Consider the following 4,642-nt stretch of genomic DNA (forward strand, 5'->3'; position numbering starts at 1 on the left):
ACTATGGGCAGTTGATACCCAAATAAACATAAAATAATCCAAAAATTTCTTATCCACATCAGATTCATCCCCGCAATTATTAAATATTATTCCATAGCGTTGCTGCTCTTGCTTATCTGAAGAACAGAATCGTTATTTTATATCATTTTGAGACAACTCGAATGACATACTAAATAAAGACCTCATTTAGCCAGAGATATGCTTTAGCATCACATCACTATCCATACTCAAAACATGTAAATAGGCTTCCCTTAAACCTGCCACAAATAGATTACCAAACAACTATAAAAAGCCTTATTCATACATATAATTTATGATAGATTAGATTTAAAAATCAGCATCGCACCTCAGATAAAAACCAAGTAAAATAGTTTGATTAACTGCTAATCAATGACTATTCATTAGGAAAGGAATTTTATATGTCAGATGACTTAAGTGAAGACGCACTCAAATATCATCGTTTTCCAACACCGGGTAAATTGGCAATTCAGGCAACCAAACCTCTTGCCAACCAACGCGATTTAGCCTTAGCCTACTCACCAGGTGTCGCAGCAGCCTGTCGTGAAATCGCGCGTGACCCTAAAGAAGCAGCCAATCTTACCGCACGTGGCAACCTTGTTGGTGTTATCAGTAATGGTACAGCGGTACTGGGCTTAGGTGCAATTGGTCCATTAGCATCTAAACCTGTGATGGAAGGAAAGGCAGTTTTATTTAAAAAGTTTGCAGGGATTGACGTTTTTGATATAGAAATCAATGAAACTGACCCCGAAAAATTAGTTGATATTATTGCAGGTTTAGAACCCACATTTGGCGCAATTAATTTAGAAGATATTAAGTCCCCAGAATGTTTTCACGTTGAATCCATGTTAAAAGAGCGGATGAATATTCCTGTATTCCATGACGATCAACATGGTACGGCAATTTGTGTGGCGGCTGCGGTAATGAATTCACTACGCTTAATGGAAAAAAAACCTGATGAGGTAAAACTCGTGACTTCGGGTGCAGGTGCAGCGGCATTAGCTTGTCTAAACTTATTGGTTTCACTGGGTATTCCTAAACACAATATTATTGTCACAGACAAAGCAGGCGTATTGTACGTAGGTCGTACCGAACACTATGACCCATATAAAGCACCTTATGCCGTTGAAACAGAAGCACGTACTTTAGACGAAGTCATAGAAGGTGCGGATATTTTCTTAGGTCTTTCTGTCGGCGGTATTTTGACTGCTGCAATGGTCGATAAGATGTCTGAGAGACCGCTTATTTTGGCGTTGGCAAATCCGACACCTGAAATCATGCCAGAGGAAGCCCGTAAAGTTCGCCCAGAAGCGATTATTGCCACGGGTCGTTCCGACTATCCAAACCAAGTGAATAATGTTTTATGCTTTCCATTCATTTTCCGTGGTGCATTAGATGCGGGTGCAACTCAAATTAATACAGAAATGAAGATGGCATGTGTTAAAGCGATTGCTGATTTGGTCACGACCACTGAAACCAATATTGCGGCGGCGGATGCGTCTGATGTATTAGACAAAGCTTATGGTGCTCAAGATTTAGTTTTCGGCTCAGATTATATTATTCCAAAACCATTTGACCCGCGTTTAATCACCATTATTCCGCCTGCAGTTGCAAAAGCTGCGATGGAATCAGGGATTGCGACACATCCAATTAAAGATTTTTCTAAGTACGAAGAAAAGCTTGCACAATACATGTACCAATCTGCCAACGTGATGAAAGGGGTCTTTTCACGGGCTAAGCAAGAACCAAAACGGATTATTTACTGCGAGGGTGAAGATAAACGGATTTTACGCGCGGTTCAAGTATTGATTGATGAACAATGTGTTAAGCCTATTGTGATTGGTCGTCATAAAGTTATTAGCCAAGAAATCAAACGTTTACGTTTAAAAATGCGTCCTGACGTGGATTTTGAGTTAATTGATCCGCAAACCTATCAACATCGTGCTGAATTAGCAGAAGAATATCATGAAATTATGGGACGGCGTGGCGTGTGGCCTGCTGAAGCGGAAGTGATTGTACGGACGAATACCACCGTTTTAGCTTCATTATTGGTGAGACGTGGTGAAGCAGACGCACTGATAGCAGGGCCTGTGAATATTTTACAACGCCATTTACGTCACATTAAAGATGTCATTGGTTTACGTGCAGAAGCTTCTTGTGCTGCAGCGATGCACTTATTGATTTTAGATCAAGGGACTTACTGCATTGCAGATACCTCAATCAACTATGATCCTGATGCAAGTCAACTCGCGGAAATCACTATTATGGCTGCACGAGAAATGCGTCGCTTCGGGATTGAGCCAAAAGTTGCACTGGTTTCTCATTCAAACTTTGGTAGTGCTGATACGCCAAGCTCTATCAAATTACGCGAAGCCTTAGAAATTATTCGTGAGGAAATGCCTAATTTAGAATGTGATGGTGAGATGCAAGCAGACTCTGCCGTTATTGAAGAAATTCGCAATCGTTTGTATCCAAAATCATATTTAAAAGGTGAAGCGAACTTGTTGATTATGCCAAACTTAGATGCGGCGAATATTACTTATAACACACTACGTTCTATTGCCAATGGGGTCACGGTTGGACCTATCTTATTAGGTATGGATAAACCCGTACATATTTTAAGTCGTACTACCACAACCCGTGGTGTAGTTAATTTAAGTGCGTTAGCGGTTGTCGATGCACAACAAGCTGAATCTAATGCAGATCAAATACTAGAAGATGAAGTGATTGAAGCTGTCTAGTTTTTAGTGCAATGCTCTGCGTTTTATAATATAGTTAATTCCATCTTTAGCGTTAAAATTATATACTACTTTTATGACTGCCAGTCCTTAAAGGACTGGCAGTCATAACTCATAACAGGGAGTTAACTATAAGTAGCATAGAGCAACTCAAGGCTTAAAGTGGGGTTCTAATTCATCTTGCGCGGGAATTATTTTGACCTCAATCCCGTCTTTATCCCGCATTATCATTACACTTTAAATGCTGTACAACAAGTCTCAATTCATCATAACTATTTTGCACTTCGTATGGATAACCATCTAATGCAGCAGATTGAATCCGATTCAGCAAACGTTCAGCTTGAGCAAGATTCATAATAATCTCTAAACCTTGCAGGCCATAGATATCATTGATAGCTTGATGTTGATGGTTTATCAGCAACAAATAATTTTCAGTGATTCCCTCTATTGTCTCAACTAAAATATCTACATTATCAGAAATTTCAAGTTGTTCAACGGCATGCTTAAAATCTATTAACGTATGTGAAACATTAGAGGCTTGTAACATTTCCGCTTTTTCCTGCTCAGGCGTTTTTTGTTCTTTAATCAAACCACGCATAAACAACAAACCGAGAATCATCAAAAAAATACTAAATATAATTGGAGATGTAACAGTCATATCTGTGAATTTAGTCCACATTGAAGCATATAAAGTTAAAATGACTCCTACAGTCAAAGTAATACCACTAGTAAATGATGTAATTTTACTCATAACAACACCCCATAAATCGCATCACCAACACCAACTAACGCTTCACCAATAATCAGACCCGAAGCTAACGGCACAATGATTTTTTCAATGAAGCTATAACCATAATGTTTTTCTAAACTCATACTGATTAAACAACCAATCCCATAGCCCAAAGTAATTGAAAATGGTAGATACATTGCCAAGCCAACTAAAACCCCCAAACCAGCAATTGGTGCAAGCGTTAACATCACACCGACAATACCACCATAAATAAATTTATCTGTCGGTACAGTATCATTTTGAACGGCTGAAACCAAACTGGTCAAAGTAGATGCTTGTGGTGCAGGTAATGTCGTACCAGGGCCAAAACCACCTTGATCGCCCACACCTGATTGCCACAGTAAATACAAAACGCCAACTGAAACAAACACCCCTATCCATGCAAAACTTAATTGAACAATTTGTTGATAAATTGGCTTACTACCAATCAAAAAGCCTGTTTTTAAATCTTGCATCATATCTGCACCCTGAGTGATCGCAATACCAATACCCATCGTCAACGTAATTGAGGCAACAACATTGCCATCCAATAATATCATCATTAAAAATACAGTGACCAATGCCATGCCAGAAAGCGGTGTAATATCAGATAAGCCAACCGATTGAGCAACAATAAGACTAGCAACCCATGCCCAAACAATGGCGACTAATACAACAAAAACTAAATAGCCCAAACTAAAATCGGTTGATTGGGTTAAAGACCAAAGTAGAGCACTAAATACAAGCAGAACGATAACAGCCAATAGCCATAATGGTAATTCTCGCTGAGACTTAATTTGTGAAGCAGATAGCAAAGAGCGGAATGCGGCCATCATTGAAGGGTAAGCCAATACAACGCCCATTAATGCAGCACCAATTAAAATCCCAATGCCTAAAGGTCTTAACATCTCACCATAAATAAAGTCAACGACTCCAGTCGCATCTAAACCAACAGGAATTGACTCAGGTGAGAAATGCACAATCATCGGTGATAAAATCCACCAACCTAAAATACCACCCCAGAAGAAGGGTAAACCCCCACGCCCCGATAGCATTCCCGCTGCAACATTCATCAATGAAAGATAAATAAAAGGACTGAGATATAAAGGAATGATAT

3 protein-coding genes are annotated in these 4,642 nt (G+C 39.3%); 1 reads left to right on the forward strand and 2 read right to left on the reverse strand.

From position 1 onward, the window contains the following. Nucleotides 1–419 precede the first annotated feature (419 nt). Nucleotides 420–2,759, forward strand: coding sequence for an NADP-dependent malic enzyme (locus ABXH34_RS17950; RefSeq protein WP_353573259.1), 2,340 nt, complete (start codon nt 420–422; stop codon nt 2,757–2,759). A gap of 211 nt (nt 2,760–2,970) precedes the next feature. On the opposite strand, the gene ABXH34_RS17955 is transcribed toward ABXH34_RS17950, so the two are convergent. Beyond that, nucleotides 2,971–3,507: a hypothetical protein gene (locus tag ABXH34_RS17955; protein WP_353573260.1), complete on the reverse strand. Its 537-nt coding sequence runs from the start codon at nt 3,505–3,507 to the stop codon at nt 2,971–2,973. After that, the coding region (locus ABXH34_RS17960) for an OPT/YSL family transporter (RefSeq protein ID WP_353573261.1) at nt 3,504–4,642 on the reverse strand (1,139 nt) is incomplete at its 5' end. The genes ABXH34_RS17960 and ABXH34_RS17955, both read right to left, overlap by 4 nt.

The sequence above is a fragment of the Candidatus Albibeggiatoa sp. nov. BB20 genome (genome assembly GCA_016744725.1).
Taxonomy (GTDB): Bacteria; Pseudomonadota; Gammaproteobacteria; order Beggiatoales; family Beggiatoaceae; genus Albibeggiatoa.